Origin of the sequence: Phenylobacterium sp., assembly GCF_044236515.1 — a bacterium.
GTDB lineage: Bacteria > Pseudomonadota > Alphaproteobacteria > Caulobacterales > Caulobacteraceae > Phenylobacterium.
Genome location: NZ_JBIIGK010000047.1, coordinates 1 through 19541, shown reverse-complemented (window position 1 = coordinate 19541; position 19541 = coordinate 1). Strand labels below are relative to the sequence as shown.

The following is a 19541-nucleotide window of genomic DNA, read 5'->3' as shown; positions in this document are numbered from 1 at the left end:
AGGTCGCCGGCTCCGACGCCTCGATCCTGATCACCGGCGAAAGCGGGGTCGGTAAGGAAGTCATCGCCCGCTACGTCCACCAGAAGTCGCGCCGCGCTTCCAAGCCGTTCATCAGCGTCAACTGCGCTGCGATCCCCGAGAACCTGCTGGAGAGCGAGCTGTTCGGCCACGAGAAGGGCGCCTTCACCGGCGCCCTCGCCCGCCGCATCGGCAAGTTCGAGGAAGCCAACGGCGGCACCCTGCTGCTCGACGAAATCAGCGAAATGGACGCCCGCCTGCAGGCCAAGCTGCTGCGCGCGATCCAGGAGCGGGAGATCGACCGCGTCGGCGGCGCGCGCCCCGTGAAGGTCGACATCCGCATTCTGGCCACCTCGAACCGCGACCTCCCCCAGGCGGTGAAGGACGGCGTGTTCCGCGAGGACCTGCTCTATCGCCTGAACGTGGTGAACCTGCGCCTCCCGCCCCTGCGCGAGCGGACCGGCGACATCCTCAGCCTGGCCGAGCACTTCATCAAGAAGTACGCCGCTGCGAACGGCGTGCCGAACCGGCCGCTGTCGGCCGAAGCCCGCCGCCGCCTGGCCCTGCACCGCTGGCCCGGCAACGTCCGCGAGCTGGAGAACGCCATGCACCGGGCGGTCCTGCTCTCGACCGGCCCGGAGATCGAGGAAGGGGCCATCCGCCTGCCCGACGGCCAGCCGCTGGCCGCCAGCGATCCGGGAATCCGCACCGCACAGGCGGCCTCGGTCGCCGCCGAGACCGCGAACCGCGCCTTCGTTGGTCAGACCGTGTCGGCGATGGAGCAGCAGTTGATCATCGACACCCTCGAACACTGCCTCGGCAACCGCACCCACGCGGCCAACATCCTCGGCATCTCGATCCGCACCCTGCGCAACAAGCTGAAGGAATACACGGAGGCCGGCGTCTCCGTGCCCGCTCCCCAGATGGGCGCGAGCGCGGCCTAAGACCCCATGGCGGACATCGGCATGACACGCGGGGGCCAGACCCCCAGCGCCCGGGAGGTCTGGGGCTGGGTGGCGCGTGGCGAGGTGGCGCTGGCGCTCGGCATCGTCGCCGTGGTCGTCATCCTGATCCTGCCGATCCCGTCGTTCATGCTGGACCTGTTCCTGGCGATCTCGATCACCAGCTCGGTCCTGATCCTGATGACCGCCCTGATGATCAAGCGGCCGCTGGAGTTCACCGCCTTCCCGACCGTGCTGCTGGTCACGACGCTCTTCCGCCTCGGCCTCAACATCGCCTCGACGCGCCTGATTCTCGGTCACGGCCACGAGGGCGTCCACGGCGCCGGCAAGATCATCGAGGCGTTCGGCAAGCTGATGATGGGCGGCAGCTTCATCATCGGCGTGATCGTCTTCGCCATTCTGGTGCTGGTGAACTTCGTCGTCATCACCAAGGGTTCGGGCCGGATCGCCGAAGTCGCCGCCCGCTTCACCCTGGACTCCATGCCCGGCAAGCAGATGGCCATCGACGCCGACCTGTCGGCCGGCCTGATCGACGAGGCCACCGCCAAGGTCCGCCGCAAGGAAGTTGAGCAGGAAAGCACCTTCTTCGGGGCCATGGACGGCGCCTCGAAGTTCGTGCGCGGCGACGCCGTCGCCGGCCTCGTGATCGTCGCCATCAACATCATCGGTGGCATTCTGATCGGCGTGATCCAGCACAAGGTGCCGATCGGTCAGGCGTTCTCGACCTATACGATCATGACCATCGGCGACGGCCTGGTCTCCCAGATCCCGGCCCTGATCATCTCGATCGCCGCCGGCTTCCTGGTCTCCAAGTCCGGCGTCGAAGGCTCGGCCGACAAGGCTCTGGTCACGCAGCTGGCCATGAACCCGATCAGCCTCGGCATGGTCGCCGCCTCCTCCGGCGTCATCGCGGTGATCCCCGGCATGCCGATCCTGCCGTTCGCCGGCATCGCCATCGCCACCGGCGTACTGGCCTGGCGCCGGTCCCAGAAGGGCGCCGAGCCGGCCCCGATCGAGATCGCGCCGGACGCCGTCGAGGATCAGGAAGAGCCGATCGGCCAGACCCTAGCTATCGACGAGATCAAGATCGAACTCGGCTACGGCCTGCTGGGGCTGATCAATGACCTCGAGGGTCGCCGGCTGACGGACCAGATCAAGGCCCTGCGCCGCACCCTGGCGGCCGAGTTCGGCTTCATCATGCCCAGCGTGCGCATTCTCGACAACATGCGCCTGCCCTCCCAGGGCTACTGCATACGCATCAAGGAGATGGAGGCCGGCCAGGGCGAGGTGCGTCTCGGCCACCTGATGGCCATGGACCCGCGCGGCGGTCAGGTCGAGCTGCCCGGCGAACACATGCGCGAGCCGGCCTTCGGCCTGCCGGCCACCTGGGTCGACGAGAGCCTGCGCGAAGAGGCGACGTTCCGCGGCTACACCATCGTCGATCCGGCCACCGTGCTGACCACGCACCTGACCGAGATCCTCAAGGAGAACATGCCGGACCTGCTGTCCTATGGAGAGGTCCAGAAACTGATCAAGGAACTGCCGGCCGAGCAGAAGAAGCTGGCCGAGGACCTGATCCCGGCGGTCGTCACCGCCACCACCGTCCAGCGCGTGCTCCAGGCCCTGCTGCGCGAGCGCATCTCGATCCGCGACCTGCCGGTGATCCTGGAAGGCATCGGCGAGGCCGCCCCGCACACCGCCTCGGTCACCAACCTGGTCGAACAGGTCCGCAGTCGCCTGTCGCGGCAGATCTGCTTCGCCTACCGTGGCGACGACGGGGCTCTGCCGATCATCACCCTGTCGCCGGAGTGGGAGCACGCCTTCGCCGATGCGCTGGTCGGCAACGGCGAGGAAAAGCAGCTGGCCCTCGCACCGTCCCGCCTGCAGGACTTCATCCGCTCCATCCGCGAGACCTTCGAGCGCGCCGCCCTGGCCGGCGAAAGCCCGGTCCTGCTGACCAGCCCAGGCGTCCGCCCCTACGTCCGCTCGATCATCGAACGCTTCCGCGGCCAGACCCCGGTGATGAGCCAGAACGAAATCCACCCCCGCGCCCGCCTCAAGACGGTCGGCGCCATCTAGTCGCGGAAAGGCCTGCGACTGTTCCGTTGCGACCGGGCGCTTCGGCTGGTAGCGGTTGCCCGACGGGGCGAGTTTAAGACCCGACGAGCTTTGGGAATCGGATGCAGCGACCTCTCAAAAGACCCCACGGCCCCGGCGGGGCGGTCCTCTGGGACCTGCTGACGTTCGACAAGCTGATGACCAACTCGGTCATCCACCTGATCTATTGGGCCGGCCTCGGCGTGATCGCGCTGGGCACCTTCGGCAGCGTCGGCGCCGCGGTCGGCGTCGCCCTGCGCGAGAGCAGCATCTTCGGCAAGCTGCTGGCCATCCCGGTGCTGATCGGCGGCCTGCTGGTGGTCGGCGCCCTGGCGCTGCTGTGGCGCTCGTTCTGCGAGTTCTACGTCGCCATCTTCCGCATCAGCGAAGACCTCTCCGTCCTGCGCCAGGACGTCGAAGCCGAACGCGCCCGCCAACGGCCGGGCGCCTAGATCCGTCCTTCTCCCGTTGCGGGAGAAGGAATGCCGTCTACCGCGCAGCCCGCCTCAGGCCCAGCTCGTCCATCGCCGCGGACTCGATCTGCGCGGCCTTCCTGCCGGCCTTCGCGCGCATCTGTTCGGCGAGCTGTTCGTACTTCTTCTGCTCTTCGAAGGCCTGAGCCAGGGCGTCGCGCGCGCCGGCCTCCTCGGCCATGATGATCTCGATCTCAGAGCGCACCACGTCCATCCTCGCCTTCAGCGCGTCGAGGAAGCGCAGCAGGTCCCAGCCCCCCGTCGGTCCGGCCTGGACCTTCTCGGTCTCGCCCTGGGCGAACAGCATGGCCAGCCGCATCTCGGCCTGCTGCCGACGGTCGCCGATCTCGGCCAGCCGCTTCTGCAGCACCTCCACCTCGTAGGTGGAGAGCTTGATCAGGGATTTTTCCCAACTCATTGGACGTCACTCAGCACTTGCGACAGGGCGGCGAACGAGGCCTCGAGGCCGGTGGCGTCGTCCGGCGCCTGCGACAGGAAGGCTTCCAGCGCCGGATTGAGCTGGATCGCCCGGTCGACTTCCGGATCGGCGCCGGCGCGGTAGGCGCCGATCCGGATCAGCTCCTCCATGTTCGAATAGGCGGCGAGCGAGCGCCGGGCGGCGGTGACGATCTCGCGCTCGTGCGGGTGGTGACAGCCCGGCATGGTGCGGCTGATCGACTTCAGCACATTGATCGCCGGGAACCGGCCGCGCTCGGCGATGGCCCGCTCCATGACGATATGGCCGTCGAGGATGCCTCGGACGGCGTCGGCGATCGGCTCGTTGTGGTCGTCGCCGTCGACCAGCACGGTGAAGAGCCCGGTGATCGGCCCGGCCTCGGTCCCGTCCGGGCGGATCGGCCCCGGCCCGGCCCGCTCCAGCAGCTTCGGCAGTTCGGTGAAGACGGTCGGGGTATAGCCCTTGGTGGTCGGCGGCTCGCCCGCGGCAAGGCCGATTTCGCGCTGCGCCATCGCGAAGCGGGTCACGCTGTCCATCAGGCAGAGGACTTCCATCCCCTGATCGCGGAAGTACTCGGCGACGGCCAAGGTCATGTAAGCCGCCTGGCGGCGCTTCAGCGCCGGCTCGTCGGAGGTCGCGACCACCACGACGGCGCGGCGCAGGCCCTCTTCGCCGAGCGTCTCCTCGATGAATTCGCGAACCTCGCGGCCGCGTTCGCCGATCAGCCCCACGACGACCGCGTCGCAGTCGGCGTTCTTGGCCAGCATCGACAGCAGCACCGACTTTCCGACGCCGGAGCCGGCGAACACGCCCAGGCGCTGGCCGCGGCAGCAGGTGGTGAAGACGTTCATCGAGCGGACGCCGAGGTCCAGCCGCTCGCCGACCCGCGCCCGGGCGTGTGCGGCCGGCGGCGGCGCCCGCAGCGGATAGGGCGCCGGCCCCTGCGGCAACGGCCCGAGCCCGTCGATCGGCTCGCCGAACGCGTCGACGATGCGGCCGAGCCAACTCTTCGTCGGCCGCACTGCCGAGCCCTGCGGCTCGATGCGGATCTCGGCGCCCGGCGCGACGCCCTCCACCGGCCCGAACGGCATCAGCAGGGCGCGGGTCTCGCGGAAGCCGACCACCTCGGCGGCCAGGGGCGCTTCGCCCAGCCGGGCGATCTCAGCGCGCGCCCCGACGGCCAGCCGCGACAGCCCGCCCCGCGCTTCGATCAGCAGGCCGTTCACCGCCGCGACGCGGCCCGAGACGATCAGGGGATCCAGCCGCTCGACCGCGGCCACCAGGCTCTGCACGAAACGCCCTCGACTTGAGACCGCAGAATCCGTGCTTCGCCCTTAAGAGGTGATGAAGAAATCCGCCCGCCCCCTATGGGGGCGCAGCGCCGATTTCCCGCCCAGCGCTTCGGCGCCCGCGTCCAATCACAAAAGATTCAACAGCCACGCTTGGGCCGGCGGAGCGGCCGCGCTTGTCGGCGAATCTCAAATCGGATTAACGATTCGGTCAGACGGGACATCTTCCATTAACCAGTCTTAAATTAACTCGCTGGCAGGTTTATCAGCGAGCTTCGGGGGCGGATTCTGCGGAATCTGCGGCGCTAAGCGGGGACGCAGTAGGAGAGCAGAATGCGCGTACTGTTGATCGAGGATGACAGCGCCACCGCCCAGAGCATCGAATTGATGCTCAAGTCGGAAGGCTTCAACGTCTATACGACGGACCTGGGCGAGGAAGGCGTGGATCTGGGCAAGATCTACGACTACGACCTGATCCTTCTGGACCTCAACCTTCCCGACATGAGCGGCATGGACGTGCTGCGTAACCTGCGGGTCGGCAAGATCAACACGCCGGTCATGATCCTTTCCGGTACGGCCGAGATCGACACGAAGGTGAAGACCTTCTCCGGCGGCGCCGACGACTACATGACCAAGCCGTTCCACAAGGACGAGCTGGTCGCGCGCATCCACGCCGTCGTCCGCCGCTCCAAGGGCCACGCCCAGTCGGTGATCAAGACCGGCGACATCACGGTCAACCTGGACGCCAAGACGGTCGAAGTGAACGGCCTGCGCGTCCACCTGACCGGCAAGGAATACCAGATGCTGGAGCTGCTCTCCCTGCGTAAGGGCACGACCCTGACCAAGGAGATGTTCCTGAACCACCTCTACGGCGGCATGGACGAGCCGGAGCTGAAGATCATCGACGTCTTCATCTGCAAGCTGCGCAAGAAGCTGGCGTCGGCCGCCGACGGCAAGCACCACATCGAGACGGTCTGGGGCCGCGGCTACGTGCTGCGCGACCCGCAAGAAGCTCAGGTCGCCGCGTAACTCGCGACCTCGAGGAGAGAGCGGAAAGCGCCCGCCGGTCCGCCGGCGGGCGTTTTCTTTTTTCGTCGGCCCCGCTCGTCACGGGCGGGCGAGTCCGGGCCGTTCAGGCGCCGACGGGACGGCCCGTGCGAGGCGCCGCCGCCGCCATTCCCGTTTACCAACCGCCAAGCTAGCCTGCCCGCCGGGAGGCTCACATGACCCGGACGCTTGCGCTGCTCGCCGCCCTGATCGTCGCGACGCTGATCGCAATGGCGGACGCGCGGCCGCCACGCCCGGCGCCTGTCCACGCGCCGGCGCAGGACTTCTCCGCCGACCGCGCCATGGCCGACGTCGCCGTCATCGCCAGGGCGCCCCATCCGACGGGCGCCCCCGCCAACGCCGAGGTCCGCGATCATCTGCTCCGCCGCATGGCCGCCCTCGGCCTTTCGCCGCGCGTCGTCCGAGACGAGGGCCTCTATCGGCGCGCGGCCGCGGGCCAGGTGTTCATCTCCGGCGGAACTGTCGAAAACCTGATCGGCGTGCTGCCCGGCCGCGACCGCAGCCTGCCGGCGCTCGCCCTGATGACCCACTACGACAGCGCGCCCGGCTCGCCCGGGGCGGGCGACGATGCGGCCGGGGTCGCCGCCACCCTGGAGATCGTGCGCGCCCTCAAGGCCGGCGGCCTCGCCCGGCGCGACGTCATCGTCCTGATCACCGACGGCGAGGAGGCCGGACTTCTCGGCGCCGAGGCCTTCTTCGCCCGGAATCCCCTCGCCAGGCGGATCGGGCTGATCGTGAACATGGAGGCGCGCGGCCAGGGCGGTCGGGTGCAGATGTTCCAGACCAGTCCCGCCGCCGGCGGCCTCGTTCGGCTGCTGCAGGCCAAGGCCGAGCGGCCGATGGCCTCGTCGCTGTCGACCTACGTCTACGGGCTGATGCCTAATGACACCGACCTGACGGTCTCAAACGCGGCTGGCGTTCCGGGCTTCAACTTCGCCTTCATCGGCCGAGCCTTCGACTACCACGCCCCCACCGCCACCCCGGCCAACCTCGACCGCGGCAGCCTGCAGGACATGGGCGCCCAGGTGCTCGCCTTGTCGCGCGGCGCCGCGCAGGTCCAAGCGCTGCCGGCGCAAGCCCCGGACCTCACCTACAGCCAACTGTTCGGCGACCTGCTGATCGCCTATCCCGCCTGGGCTGGCTGGCTGATCCTCGGAGCGGCGGCCGCCCTGCTCGCATTCGGGATCGCCCGGGCCCGGCGCGCCGAGACCCTGCCGCTTTCCGACATCGCCCGCGGGGCCGGCGCCCTGCTCTTCACCGCTCTCGGCGCCGCCGCCCTGCTGCGCCTTGCCCGACGCGCGGTGGGCGCCGGTTACGGCGTGGACCCGACCCGAGCCCTGATGGCCCACGCCGCCTTATGGGAGGCCACGCTCGTCGTCCTTGGTCTCGGCTTTCTGCTGTGGTCGGCGGGCGAGCTGGCGCGGGGACGGCGACGGATCGCCCTGGCGCCGCTTGCAGCCGGCGCCGCCTGTTCGGCGCTCGGCGGTCTTGATCCTGTCGGCCTGGGCCTGGGCGTCGCGGCTCTGCTGATCGGCGTTGCAAGTTTCGGCCGCCCCGTCGGCCGCCCTGGCGCCTGGGCCGGGGCGCTTTTGCTGGCGCTGGCGCTGGCCGCCGGTCTTCAGGCATACGCCCCGACCACCGCCTACCTCGTCGCTTGGCCGACCCTGGCGGCGGCGCTGACCGCCGCGGCGACCGCCCTCGCCACCCGCAAGAGCCTCGGCGGAACAGCCCTCCTCGCCTTGGCCGCGGCGCTCACCCTCGGCTGGCTCGGCGGCCTCGCCCACCTGCTGTTCCTCGGCCTCGACATGCCCGAAACCCTGGCGGTCTGCACGCTGCTTGCGGCGCTGGTTCTGTGGCCGCTCGCCCATCCGCCGGAGGGCGCGCCAGCCGAGCGCCGCCTCGGTCCCGCCGTCCTCCTGGCCGGCGTCGGTCTTGCACTCTTCGTCCGCTTCGACGCGCCCTGGAGCGCCCGTCACCCGCAGGCCAACCGGATCGTCCATCATTTCGATCAGACCGCCGGCCGCGCCTGGCGCGTCAGCCTGCTGGAGGCCACCCCCTGGGTACGCCAGGCGCTGGCCGCCGAAGGCGGCGCGGTGGCAGAGCGTCGCCACTGGCTGACGGCCGCCCCGCACCGCGCCGCCCCCGCCTCTGCGATCCAGCCCGGCGCCCAGGCGACGCTCGAACGCAGCCCCGACGGGACTCTGCGCCTGACCGTCCGCGTCCCGGCGGGCACTCAGGAGATCGGCCTGCGCCTGCGCCCGGAGGCGCCGCTGGAGCTCGTCCAGGCCGGCGCCCGCCCCCTGCGCCAGCCGCTGCCGCCCGGCGTCTGGAGCCGGCTTGTCTGGCGCGGCGGCGACCAGCTCGCCCTCGTCCTGCGCCCCGCCGGCTCGGGGCGCCTTGGGGTCCGCTGGACAGCGACCCTCGACCGCTGGCCGGCCGAGGCGGCGCCGCTCCCACGCCGCCCGGCCCACGAGGCGCCGTTCGGCTTTTCCGACATCGGCGTCGTGACCGGAGAGCGACGCTTCGCTTGGTGATCAGCCGGGTTTTGGCTAAACCCGGCCGCGATGAGCGATGTCGTGATCTACCACAACCCCGCCTGCGGGACTTCGCGCAACACCCTCGCCCTGCTCCGGGAGAAGGGCGTCGAGCCGCAGGTGGTCGAGTACCTCAAGCAGGGCTGGACCCGCGAGCAGCTCCAGGCCCTGGTCAAGGCCGCCGGCGTCCCGGCCCGCGAACTGCTGCGGATCAAGGGCACCCGGGCCGACGAGCTTGGCCTGACCGATCCGGCCGCCTCTGACGAAGCGGTGATCGCCGCCATGATCCTCGATCCGGCCCTGGTGAATCGACCTATCGTCGTGACCCCCAAGGGCGCGGCGCTTTGCCGGCCGGCGGAACTGGCGCTCGGCCTGCTCTAGACCGTGACAAAACGACCGGAGACGGAGCGATCCGCATCGGTCATCTTCAGCCCCGCCCTTACGGGCGCCTAGGGGGCGGTTGAAAATCGGCTTGGCCGTGGCGATACCTTAACTGTGTATCGTCTAGTACGGGGGCGTGATGCACGAGTTCGACCCACGACGTTCGACGTTCCGCGTCGCGCCGAAGGCCCTGGCCGGGACGGCCGCGCTGTTCGGCCTGTTCGTGGCCTGGAAGGCGCTGGACGGCCAGCGGGCGCCCGGCGCCCCGCCGCCGCTCAGCCCGACCGCCGTGGCCGCTCTGCAGCACACCGCCTTCACCCAGGCCGAGGCCCAGCCCGGCTTCGCCCGTCCTGAGACCGTCCAGGTCAAGGTGCTGCGCGGCGAGACCCTCGAAGGCGCGGTCCAGCGCGCCGGCGTCGCCCCGGCCGAAGCCCGCCAGGCGGTCGAGGCCCTCGGCCAGGTGATGAACACCACCAAGATTCGCGCCGGCCTCGCCTTCGAGGCCGCCGTCGCCAAGCCGCGCGAAGACCGCGGCCCGGCCCGCCTGATCGGCCTGTCCATGCGCACCGGCCCGGCCAGCACCCTCACCCTTTCGCGCAGCTTCGACGGCGCCATGCGCCTGCGCGAGCTCGACGAGCAGATCCGCGCCGAGACGACCGTCGCCGACGGCGAGATCCACGGCTCCCTCTACGAAAGCGCCGCCAAGCTCGGCGCGACCCCGGCGATCACCGCCCAGGTGGTCAAGCTGTTCGCCCACAAGCTCGACTTCCAGCGCGACATCAAGGCCGGCGACGACTTCAAGCTGGTCTTCGGCCGCCAGGTCACGGAAAGCGGCCGGACCATCGACACGGGCGCTCTTGAATACGCCGAACTGCACGGCGTGAAGTTCTACCGCTTCGAGCGCGACGGCGGCGAGGTCGACTACTTCGACGGCTTCGGCAAGAACGTCCGCGGCTTCCTGCTGCGCACCCCCGTCGACGGGGCCCGCATCACCTCCAAGTTCGGCCTGCGCCGCCACCCGGTGCTCGGCTACACCCGCGCCCACCAGGGCATCGACTTCGGAGCCGGCTCCGGCACGCCGATCGTCGCCGCCGGCGACGGCACGGTGGTCGAGGCGCGGCGCTGGGCCGGCTACGGCAACTGGGTCCGCGTCCGCCACTCAAGCGGCTGGGAGACCGGCTACGCCCACATGTCGCGCTACGGCAAGGGCATCCGCGCCGGCATGAAGGTGCGCCAGGGCCAGGTGATCGGCTACGTCGGCTCGACGGGCCTCGCGACGGGTCCCCACCTGCACTACGAGGTCTGGAAGGGAGGCCGCCGCGTAAATCCGGTCGGCGCCAAGGTGCCGCAGGGCACCATCCTCGCCGGCCGCGAACTCGGCCGCTTCAACGCCAACAAGGCGCGCATCGACCGCCTGCTGGCCGGCGGCGAGGCGGCGCCTCAGGCTCTGGCCCAGGCCAACGTCGCCGGGCCCCTCGCCCGCTAAACCCCCTCGACAGAGGCGCCGGGGCCCCGCAAGAGAAGGGCTGAGATGCCCTCCCCGACGCCTCAGGACGACGCCCCGGGCCCACGCGGCCCGCTCTGGGAGGTGGCCCTCGCCTTCTTCCACCTCGGCCTGACCGCGTTCGGCGGGCCGGCCGGCCATTTGCGCGCCTTCCAGAAAGAGTTCGTCGCGCGGCGCGGCTGGCTGGGCGAGGGCGCTTTCGCGGGCCTCGTTGGGCTTTGCCACGCCCTGCCGGGATCCGCCTCCAGCCTGCTCGGCGCCGCCATCGGCCTGCGCCGGGCTGGCCCCCTTGGCGCCCTGGTCGCCACCGTCGCCTTCGCCCTCCCCGCCGTCCTGGCGATGATCGCGTTCGCCTATCTGGCCCCGAGGTTCACCGCCGCGTTCGGCGATGGCTGGCTGCACGGCCTGCGGGTCGCGGCCCTCGCCGTCGCGGCGCACGCCCTGTTCGGGATGGCCCGGCGCCTGGCCGCCGGCCCGATCGCCGCCGGGATCGCCATCGGGTCGGGCGTCGGCCTCGTCTTCGCCACCGGGCCGGTGGCGCAGGTCTGCGTCCTCCTGGCGGGGGCCGCGTTCGGCGCCGCCCTGCTCGCGCCGGAACCCGCGGCCGGCGAGGTCTTCGGCGGCCGGCGGATCACCCCCGCGGCGGTGGCGCTCTTCGCCTTCCTGTTGGCCGCCCTGCCCTTCCTTGCCCAGATCCTGTCGAGCCCCGTTCTCGGCCTCGCCAGCGTCGCCTACCGCGCCGGCGCCCTGACCTTCGGCGACGGGGCCGTCGCCCTGGCGCTCCTCGAGGGTGAGGCGACCAGCCGCGCTTGGCTGGCGCCGGAGGCCCTGCTCGCCGCCTATGGCGCGGTCCAGGCCCTGCCTGGGCCGCCTGCCGGCCTCGCGGCCTTCCTGGGGGCCGCGCCCGGCCTGCCCGACTGGCGAGGCGGCCTCGCGGCGGCGGCGGCCTTCCTGGCCCCCGGCCTGCTGCTCGTCCTCGGCGTCGGGCCCTATTGGGACCACCTCAGCCGCAACCGCCGGGTCATGGCCGCCGCCGCAGGAGCCGCCGCCGCGGCCATCGGCCTGCTGGCCGCCGCGCTGTGGGATCCGTTGGCGGCCGCAGCGGTCCGCCAACCGCGCGACTGGGCCCTGGTCGCCGCTGCGTTCGTGTTCCTGAGCGTCGCGCGCCTGCCCGCCTGGCTGGTCGTGCCCGGTTTCGCCCTGGCGGCTGGAATCTTCGCTTAGGCCGGCTGGCCGTCGGCCGGCCCGAGGCCGCCGAACATGCCGCCCGGGATCCGCAGCTGCGGCAGGCGCGGCAGGCGGAAGGTCCAGGTTTTCTTGCGCGGGATGCACGCCTCCAGCGCCGCGATCAACTCGTCCGGCGGCCCGTCGTTCAGGAAGTGGTTGGCCCCGGCGGTGCGCACGAAGTTGATCGGTCGCCGCGTCCGGACTTCCCGCGACAGCCGCTCGGCCACCTCGATCGGCGCGAAGTCGTCCTTGTCGCCGTGAATCATGTGGATCTGGATCTTCAGCCGCTCCAGCGCCCGCCGGGCGTGGGGCAGCTGACCCCGCTGGCCCGAGGCCTCCATCACCGCATGGCGCAGGTCGCGCGGAATGACCTTCAGGGTCTTCATGCCCATGTCGATCAGCCAGCGCGACGTCGGGCCCGTCTCGCCGAAGAAGCCGGACAGCAGAACCAGCCCCTCAACCTTCGGCCCCGCGGCATCGGCCATCAGGGCGGCGATCGCCGCGCCGTAGCTCTGGCCGACCAGCAACACCTTCTGGCCCGGCGCGGCCTCCAGCAGCGGCGCCAGGGCCTCGGCCTGAACCCGGATGTCGGTCACGGCATGGGCGGGCTCCGAGGCGGCATAGCCCGGGCGATCGACGACGACCATTTCGCGGTCCTGCGGCAGCTCGGCCAGCGTCTCGGCCCAGTACTCGGCCCAGGACGGCGCGCCGGTGATCACCACGATCTTCCAGGGCGCCGGCGCGGCGCGCGGCGTCTCCAGGGCCGAGATCCGCCAGCCATGCCCGCCTCCGGCGACAAAGCTGGTCCGGCGAACCACGGTGTCGGGGTAGTCGGCCGAGGTTGGCGCATGTTCGGTTCGGCCGGTGGCGGCGCACTCGACGCATGCCCACCCGATGGCCAACACACCCTTCGGCCGTTTACGCGACACCTTCGCCTTCTCCTCGCAAACCTTGCTTGAGGAACGCAGCTTAGGGGCGGTTGGTTCGGCGCATGCTGTCGCTTGATGCAGGGTGTGGCCCGCAGGCCGCTGTCAGGCCGCCATCCGGGCCTTGAAGACCCCGTCGGGCAGCTCGCCCGCGCGGCTCGGATGGATGAAGAAATAGTCCTTCCAGGGCACGTCGGGGCAGACGTCCTGCCGTTCCTCCAGCCGGTCGCCGTCCAGCGCAAACATCCGGTATCCCCGGCTGCGGAACAGCTCGACCACCGCCTCGGCCGTGCCGCCGAACCGCTCGGCCAGCATCGTCGGATGGATCTCGATCAGGATGTGCGGCCGGTTGCGGTCGAGCAGGCCGCGGGCGCCTTCCAGGGCCTTCAGTTCCGCGCCCTCGATGTCCATGCGGATGAAATCGACCCGGCCGATCCCGCGTTCGGCGCAATAGTCGTCCAGAGCGATGACGGGCGTCGGTTGAAGCTGCGCGCCGCAGTCCTCCAGGTCGGGCCGGGCCGCCCCCTTCGGCGCGCACTCGGCGACATAGGCATAGGCCCGGCCCATCCGGCCGGACATCTTGCGCGGCGTGACCAGCAGCAGTTCCCCGGCCTTCTCGGCGACCGCGGCGTGGACGGGCGTCACCTGGCCGGCGATCCGGTGCCAGGCCAGGCACAGCTTCAGCACCTTGAAGGTGAAGGCCGACGGCTCGAAGGCGTGGATCCGGGCCTGCGGGGCCACCTGGGTCATCACATAGGTGTGGCGACCGTCGCTGGCCCCGACGTGCAGGCAGACCGGCGCCCCGGACAACAGGTCGGCCAGATAGGGCGTCTCAGGCTCGTGCTTGGCCCATCGCAGATTCCGCCGCCACGCCCGAAAGGCGTGAACCAACACCCGCAGCGAAGCCATCCGTTGTGTCCCCTCCGCCCCCACGTCCTTTCTAGGCCGCTCCGCGCGTCACCGTCATCATGTAGTTGACGTCGCAGTCGGACGAGGCCGACCAGCGGCCGGTCAGCGGGTCGAACGTTACCCCGAACGGTCCGTCGACGACGACGTCCTCGCCGGCCAGGAAGCCGCGGATCTCGTCGGGTTTCAGGAACTTGCGCCAATCGTGGGTGCCGGCCGGCACCCAGCGCAGCACGTACTCGGCGCCGATCTTGGCCAGGGCCAGGGCCTTCAGCGTGCGATTGAGCGTGGCGACGATCATCAAGCCGCCCGGCGCCAGCATCTTCGCGCAGGTGCGGGCGAACTCGGCGGGATCGGCGACGTGCTCGATCACCTCCATGTTGAGGATCACGTCGAACGGCGTCTCGCCTGCCGCCAGCAGCGCCTCGGCCGTCGTCGCCCGGTAGTCGATGGCCAGTCCCTGCTCGGCGGCGTGCGCGCTGGCCGTGCCGATGTTGCGTTCAGACGCGTCGACGCCGACGACGTCGAACCCCAGCCGCGCCATCGGCTCCGAGAGCAGGCCGCCGCCGCAGCCGATATCGAGCAGCCGCAAGCCCTCGAACGGCCGCCGCGCCGACGGGTCGCGGCCGAACCGGGCCAGCGCCTGCTCGCGGATGAAGCTCAGCCGCGACGGATTGAACTTGTGCAGGGGCGCGAACTTGCCCTTCGGATCCCACCATTCGGCGGCGATGCGGGAGAACCGCTCGACCTCGGCGGGATCGATGCTGGATCGGGGTGCGGCTGCGGTCATGCGATGCTCCTTACACCTCCGGCGTTGCGGAGCGCGAGCGGCGCCGCTAGAAGGGCGCGCTTATTTCAAAGGGGGTCGGCGCGGGTGTCCCGGCTGGTGATGAAATTCGGCGGCACTTCGGTGGCCGACCTGGAGCGCATCCGCCGCGTCGCGCGGCTGGTCAATGCCGAGCGTGAGGCCGGTCACAAGGTGGCGGTCGTCGTCTCGGCCATGGCCGGCAAGACCAACGAGCTGGTCGCCTGGACCGATGGCGCGGGCCCGGCCGCCGCCGGCCTGCCGGCCTCCGACGACGAATACGACGTGGTCGTCGCCTCGGGCGAACAGGTCACGGCCGGCCTGCTGGCCATGACCCTGCGCAACATGGGCGTTCCCGCGCGCTCCTGGGCCGGCTGGCAGATCCCGATCATCGCCGACGACGCCCACGGCCGGGCCCGCATCGACGACATCCCGCCGGAAAAGCTCGCCGCCTCGCTGGACGGCGGCGAAGTCGCCGTGATCGCCGGCTTCCAGGGCGTCACCCGCGACGGCCGCATCGCCACCCTCGGCCGCGGCGGCTCGGACACCAGCGCCGTGGCCGTGGCGGCGGCGCTGAACGCGGTCCGCTGCGACATCTACACCGACGTCGACGGCGTCTACACCACCGACCCGCGCATCGAGTCCAAGGCCCGCCGCCTGTCCAAGATCTCCTACGAGGAGATGCTGGAGATGGCCTCGCTAGGCGCCAAGGTGCTGCAGACCCGCTCCGTCGAGTTGGCCATGGCCCAGCGCGTGCCCGTGCGGGTGCTTTCGAGTTTTGTCGAGCCGGGCGAGGCCCCCGGACAAGGGACCATCGTCTGCGACGAGGAAGAGATCATGGAAAAACGTATCGTGAGCGGCGTCGCCTACAGCCGTGACGAGGCCAAGATCAGCCTCTTCGGCCTGCCCGACCATCCGGGCGTGTCGTCGGAGATCTTCGGCGCCCTGGCCGACGCCAACGTCAACGTCGACATGATCGTCCAGAGCCATGCCCGCACCGCGGACACGGCCAACATGGAATTCACGGTCGGCAAGCGCGACGCCGCCCGCGCGGTGGAGATCGTCCGCGCCGCCCAGCCGAAGATCGGCTTCGACGACGTCGCCGTGAACGAGGACGTCGCCAAGGTCTCGGTGATCGGCGTCGGCATGCGCAGCCACACCGGCGTCGCCAAGTCGATGTTCCAGGCCCTGGCCGAGAAGGGCGTCAACATCCAGGTCATCTCGACCTCGGAGATCAAGATCAGCGTGCTGATCGACGCCGCCTACACCGAGCTGGCCGTCCGCGCCCTGCACGCCGCCTACGGCCTCGACCAGCTCTAGGGCGCTCCGCCCCCGCGGCGACGCAGGATCTCGCGAGTATAGGTCTCGACGACCAGGCTGATCGGCGCGCCGTCGGCCGCCGACAGCACCGCCGACTGCCGCAGGATCTCATAGGGCGACGTCACCGGGCCGCGCCCCCGGCCGGGCGCGAACAGCCGGCGCGACGACCGCGTCCCGCGGGTGAAGCGCAGCGGCGCCACGACCACTCCGAACGGCGTCTCGGTCTCGTCCAGCAGGCGGTTCATCTCCGGCGTCAGCCGTCCTGGGCGATACCAGTTGTCGGCGTCCGACAGCACTTGGCCGCCGCAGCTCAGCTGCACCCGCCGATAGCGGATCGGCTCTCCCGCCGCGGCCTTCAGCTTTCTCCGCACCCGCGCGTCGGCCGGCTTTTCGGCGCCCGGCGCCCTCCGGGCGACGATGCGGACGCCGGTCCCGGGGCCATGGGCATCGCACCAACGCTGCAGCACCGCCGTGGCGCTGTGGTGGCCCTGCAGGTCCCGGTCCAGCTGCTCGATCTGCGCCTGAGCCTCGCGGCGCGCCGCCCGATCGCTCAGCCACAGGTCCGCGTCGGCAGCCGCCGGCGTCGCCCACAGCCCCAGGGCCGCCGCCGCAGCCAGGACGAGCGCTGTCCGCTTCAAGCCGAGCCGCCTTCCGACGGCGCCGGCCCGGCGCCGATCGCCGATCCGGTCAACCGGAACGCCGCCCACGCCCCGGCCACCGCCAGCGGGATGACCGCCACGAAGATCGAGACGCTGGCGGCCCGCGCGTTCTCCGGCGTCAGCCCGGCCGAGAACCCGACGAGGTTCGCCGCCACGCCGGAGATCGCCGCTCCCGCCGCCGCGCCGGTCTGGCGCACGGCCATGATCGCCGACGAGCCGATCGCCTTGTCGTCGTCGCTGAGCGCCGCCAGGACCCGCCGGCTCATGAAGGCCCAGGAAAACCCGAACGCCGCGCCCATCAGCCCGCCGCCGAGCAGTACGAAGACGATGTGGCCGTCGGCCATGGTCAGGGCCAGCACCACCAGGCTGACCACCAGGCAAAGCGCCCCGATGCGGATCCACCGCCGGTCCCAGGCGCCGGTGGCGCCGGCCACCGACATCGCCGCCGCCGTCCAGGCCAGCGACTCCGCCCCCACGGTGTAGCCCGCCGCCAGCGGGCTGAAGCCGCGCAATTCCTGCAGGATCGCCGGGCCGTACACGAAGAACCCCATTGAAGCGGCGGTCAGGGCGAACATGGCGAAATAGCCGGCCCCGCAGACCGTCGTCAGGTCGCTGGCGCGATGCGGCAGCAGCCGCACCTTCGCCCGCCCGTCGAAGCGCATCACCAGCGCCAGCACCACGAGCCCGGTCACCACCATCGCCACCGAGAAGGCGGCCGGCCGCACCAGGTCCGCGGTCGCGATGGCCCCGACCCCGATCCCCAGCACCAGGAGCTGGCTCCACGGAATGCCGGGACCACCCTCGCCCTTGCTGGCCCCGCCGAGCAGGAACGGCGCGGCGATGCTGAACGCCAGAGCCTGCAGCGCGAACAGCCAGAAGACGTCGCGCCAGCCGCCGGCCTCGACCACGAGCCCGCCAAAAAGCGGCCCCAGCACCGTCGCGATACCCCAGATGAAGGTCACCGCCGCGAATACCCGCGCCAGGTGCCGGGGCGGGAACAGCAGGGCGATGGCGACCATCGAGAAGCCGGAGATCCAGCCGCTGCCGAGCCCCTGCACCAGTCGACCGGCCAGGAACACCCCGACGTCGGGCGCAAGGGCGCTCATCACGCAGCCGGCGGCCATGATCAGGCCGGCCAGCGCCGTCGCCCAGCGCAGACCGACCACCTCGGAAACCCGTCCCGAACTCGCGCCGGCCAGGATCGCCCCGACCAGGAACCCGGCCGTCGCCCAGCTGAAGTAGGCGTAGCCGCCGAGGTCGGCGCCGACGTTCGGCATGATGGTCGCGGTCACCAGGGCGTCAGCGGCGTTCAGCCAGACGCCGACGCAGATCAGCGCAAACCGCGGCGCGCGCCCCTCCGCCAGCAGGTCCGCCCAGCCCTTCCGTTCGTCGCCGTCAGATCCCTGTTCCGCCGCTTCCATGGGCGCCGCTGCTCCTCATCGGGACAGGAGTGATGGCGGCGCCCGATGATCGGCGCAACGCCCCTTTCCGTATCCGCGCGACGACGTAAGCTGCTAGGAAGCCGCTGTTAGAGGGAGACCAGTCGGCCACATGGCCATTCCAGGCGTCGCCATACGCGGACAGCGCAGCCTGCTGCGGCAGATCCGGGAAGCCCTGGCCGGGGGCGGCCCAGCCCAGGCGCGGCTGGACATGGTCGTGCGCATCATCGCCCGCTCCATGGTCGCCGAGGTCTGCTCGCTCTACCTGCGCCGCGCCGGCGGCGAGATGGAGCTGTTCGCCACCGAAGGCCTCGACGTCGCCGCCGTCCACGTCACCCGGATGAAGCCCGGGGAGGGCCTGATCGGCGAGATCATGAAGGCTGGCGGCCCGCTGAACCTGGCCGATGCGCCGGAACATCCGGCCTTCTCCTACCGCCCGGAAACCGGCGAAGACCCCTACCACGCCTTCCTCGGCGTGCCGCTGCTGCGCGGCGGCCGGTCGATCGGCGTGCTGGTCGTCCAGAACCGCACCGAGCGGGTCTACACCGAGGACGAGGTGGAGGACCTGCAGATCATCGCCATGGTCCTGGCCGAGATGGTGGCCGGCGGCGAGCTGATCTCCGAGGAAGAGCTCAAGGGCGTCGAGATCGCCCCCCACCGTCCGGAGCGGGTCAAGGGCTCGAAGTTCGCCGACGGCCTCGCCTATGGCGTCGCGGTCCTGCACGAGCCGCCGGTGGCGCCCAGCCAGCTGCTCTCCGACGACGTGGTCGCCGAAGAGGCGCGCCTGAAGACGGCCGTCGCCGCGCTCCAGGCCCAGATCGACAGCATGCTGGAGGGCCAGCACGGCCTGGTGGAGGCCTCCTACGAGGTGCTCGACACCTACCGCATGTTCGCCCACGACCGCGGCTGGAACCGCAGTCTGGAAGACGCCGTGCGCAACGGCCTGACCGCCGAGGCCGCCGTCGAGCGGGTCCGCTCCGAGCACCGCGCCCGTCTCGGCCAGGCGCGCGATCCCTACCTGCGCGAACGGCTGCACGATCTCGAGGACCTCAACGACCGGCTGCTGCGCCACCTGTCGGGCGACGGCCACGTGGCCCGTGAGCTGCCCGAGAACGCCATCCTCATCGCCCGCAACCTCGGCCCCGCCGACCTGCTGGAATACGACCGCACGAAGCTGCGCGGCCTGCTGCTGGAAGAGGGCTCGGCGGCCAGCCACGCGGCGATCATCGCCCGCTCCCTCGACATTCCCTGCGTCGGCCGCCTGGCGGGCCTGCGCGACCGGGTGAACGAGGGTGATCCGGTCATCGTCGACGCCGAGACCGGCGAGGCCTATCTGCGGCCCCGCCAGGACGTGGTGCACGCCATCCAGGCGCGGATCGACGTGCGCCGGCAACGGCGCGCCGAGTTCGACAAGCTGCGCGACACGCCGGCCTTCACCCGCGACGGGGCGAAGATCACCCTGCTGATGAACGCCGG

The 19541-nt window shown here is 70.9% G+C and carries 17 protein-coding genes; 10 read left to right on the top strand and 7 right to left on the bottom strand.

Annotated elements, in window-relative coordinates:
- The 3 genes from ACILRF_RS07275 to ACILRF_RS07265 all read left to right on the top strand — a co-directional run.
- The coding region (locus ACILRF_RS07275) for a sigma-54 interaction domain-containing protein (protein ID WP_395671618.1) at positions 1–962 on the top strand (962 nt) is incomplete at its 5' end.
- Between the two features lie 6 nt (positions 963–968).
- A complete protein-coding gene (gene flhA, locus ACILRF_RS07270) occupies positions 969–3059 on the top strand; it encodes a flagellar biosynthesis protein FlhA (RefSeq protein ID WP_395671617.1) in 2091 nt (696 codons plus the stop codon).
- Positions 3060–3160: 101 nt separating this feature from the next.
- Complete coding sequence (locus tag ACILRF_RS07265) at positions 3161–3529, top strand: DUF4282 domain-containing protein (protein WP_395671616.1); 369 nt, start codon at positions 3161–3163, stop codon at positions 3527–3529.
- Between the two features lie 37 nt (positions 3530–3566).
- On the opposite strand, the gene ACILRF_RS07260 is transcribed toward ACILRF_RS07265, so the two are convergent.
- A complete protein-coding gene (locus ACILRF_RS07260) occupies positions 3567–3968 on the bottom strand; it encodes a flagellar export protein FliJ (protein ID WP_395671615.1) in 402 nt (133 codons plus the stop codon).
- Complete coding sequence (fliI, locus tag ACILRF_RS07255) at positions 3965–5299, bottom strand: flagellar protein export ATPase FliI (protein ID WP_395671614.1); 1335 nt, start codon at positions 5297–5299, stop codon at positions 3965–3967. Before fliI ends, ACILRF_RS07260 begins: the two co-directional genes overlap by 4 nt.
- A gap of 330 nt (positions 5300–5629) precedes the next feature.
- Between fliI and ctrA the strand changes: the two genes are divergently transcribed.
- The 5 genes from ctrA to chrA all read left to right on the top strand — a co-directional run bounded on the left by ctrA (position 5630) and on the right by chrA (position 12007).
- Positions 5630–6325, top strand: a complete 696-nt coding sequence (ctrA, locus tag ACILRF_RS07250; RefSeq protein WP_395671613.1) for a response regulator transcription factor CtrA — start codon at positions 5630–5632, stop codon at positions 6323–6325.
- A gap of 194 nt (positions 6326–6519) precedes the next feature.
- Positions 6520–8898: a M20/M25/M40 family metallo-hydrolase gene (locus ACILRF_RS07245; RefSeq protein ID WP_395671612.1), complete on the top strand. Its 2379-nt coding sequence runs from the start codon at positions 6520–6522 to the stop codon at positions 8896–8898.
- 30 nt (positions 8899–8928) lie between these two features.
- Positions 8929–9279 carry an arsenate reductase (glutaredoxin) gene (gene arsC / locus ACILRF_RS07240; protein ID WP_395671611.1) on the top strand — a complete coding sequence of 117 codons (351 nt, stop codon included), beginning with the start codon at positions 8929–8931 and terminating at the stop codon, positions 9277–9279.
- A gap of 139 nt (positions 9280–9418) precedes the next feature.
- A complete protein-coding gene (locus ACILRF_RS07235) occupies positions 9419–10765 on the top strand; it encodes a peptidoglycan DD-metalloendopeptidase family protein (protein ID WP_395671610.1) in 1347 nt (448 codons plus the stop codon).
- A gap of 45 nt (positions 10766–10810) precedes the next feature.
- Complete coding sequence (gene chrA, locus ACILRF_RS07230; protein ID WP_395671609.1) at positions 10811–12007, top strand: chromate efflux transporter; 1197 nt, start codon at positions 10811–10813, stop codon at positions 12005–12007.
- Here chrA and ACILRF_RS07225 read toward each other — a convergent pair.
- The 3 genes from ACILRF_RS07225 to ubiG form a co-directional block, all read right to left on the bottom strand.
- Entirely contained in the window at positions 12004–12939 is a 936-nt protein-coding gene (locus ACILRF_RS07225; protein WP_395671608.1) for an alpha/beta fold hydrolase, read from the bottom strand. The two genes, chrA and ACILRF_RS07225, sit on opposite strands and share 4 nt — an antisense overlap.
- Positions 12940–13041: 102 nt before the next feature.
- Positions 13042–13845: an FkbM family methyltransferase gene (locus ACILRF_RS07220; RefSeq protein WP_395671607.1), complete on the bottom strand. Its 804-nt coding sequence runs from the start codon at positions 13843–13845 to the stop codon at positions 13042–13044.
- Between the two features lie 31 nt (positions 13846–13876).
- Entirely contained in the window at positions 13877–14632 is a 756-nt protein-coding gene (ubiG, locus tag ACILRF_RS07215; RefSeq protein ID WP_395671606.1) for a bifunctional 2-polyprenyl-6-hydroxyphenol methylase/3-demethylubiquinol 3-O-methyltransferase UbiG, read from the bottom strand.
- 84 nt (positions 14633–14716) lie between these two features.
- Between ubiG and ACILRF_RS07210 the strand changes: the two genes are divergently transcribed.
- Positions 14717–15967, top strand: coding sequence for an aspartate kinase (locus tag ACILRF_RS07210; RefSeq protein ID WP_395671605.1), 1251 nt, complete (start codon positions 14717–14719; stop codon positions 15965–15967).
- Here the strand turns inward: ACILRF_RS07210 and ACILRF_RS07205 are convergent.
- A complete protein-coding gene (locus tag ACILRF_RS07205) occupies positions 15964–16605 on the bottom strand; it encodes a hypothetical protein (RefSeq protein ID WP_395671604.1) in 642 nt (213 codons plus the stop codon). The genes ACILRF_RS07210 and ACILRF_RS07205 overlap by 4 nt on opposite strands.
- The gene (locus ACILRF_RS07200; protein WP_395671603.1) at positions 16602–18047 is read right to left on the bottom strand and encodes an MFS transporter; all 1446 of its coding nucleotides are present in this window, start codon (positions 18045–18047) and stop codon (positions 16602–16604) included. Before ACILRF_RS07200 ends, ACILRF_RS07205 begins: the two co-directional genes overlap by 4 nt.
- Positions 18048–18177: 130 nt before the next feature.
- Here ACILRF_RS07200 and ACILRF_RS07195 point away from each other — a divergent pair.
- Positions 18178–19541 (top strand): phosphoenolpyruvate-utilizing N-terminal domain-containing protein (locus tag ACILRF_RS07195; protein WP_395671602.1); only part of this gene is annotated, 1364 nt, incomplete at its 3' end.